Origin of the sequence: Oceanipulchritudo coccoides, assembly GCF_010500615.1 — a bacterium.
Classification (GTDB): domain Bacteria; phylum Verrucomicrobiota; class Verrucomicrobiia; order Opitutales; family Oceanipulchritudinaceae; genus Oceanipulchritudo; species Oceanipulchritudo coccoides.
On record NZ_JAAGNX010000022.1, the window covers coordinates 1 to 432 of the forward strand.

Genomic DNA, 432 nt, shown 5'->3' on the forward strand with positions numbered 1-432 from the left:
TATCTTTCTGAACGAAGTCGTGCTGCGGTGCGATTGCGGGATCGACCTGCATTCAGCGGCGATCCACCGCACGAACCTGCCTCAGATCCGCATTTCGCCCAAAGATCCGGTAACAGCGCATATGGCCATGTCCTTTGGCGCGCCTGTCGTTCTGACCTCGCCCTTGCGCGAGGGATCCCTGCGCGCCGAGGCGGCAGAGCGCGGCACACCTGTCTTGCTCTATGAGGCCGGCGAGGGATTGAGGTTTGACGAGATCGCCGTGCGCGCGGGCGTTGCGGGCATTCTTCGGGTACTGCGCGGTCTGAACATGTTGCCCGCCAAGGGCATCGCACGGGCAAAGGCGCAGCCCTATTTGTGCCGGTCCTCCTCCTGGGTACGGGCCCCTGCGGGTGGGTTGCTGCGCACATTCCGGGCCGAGGGTGAACTGGTGGA

General features: G+C 64.1%; 1 protein-coding gene. It reads left to right on the plus strand.

Going from position 1 to position 432, the window contains the following annotated elements:
- A partial coding sequence (locus G0Q06_RS14255) for a succinylglutamate desuccinylase/aspartoacylase family protein (protein WP_163967445.1) occupies nucleotides 1-432 on the plus strand: 432 nt, incomplete at both ends.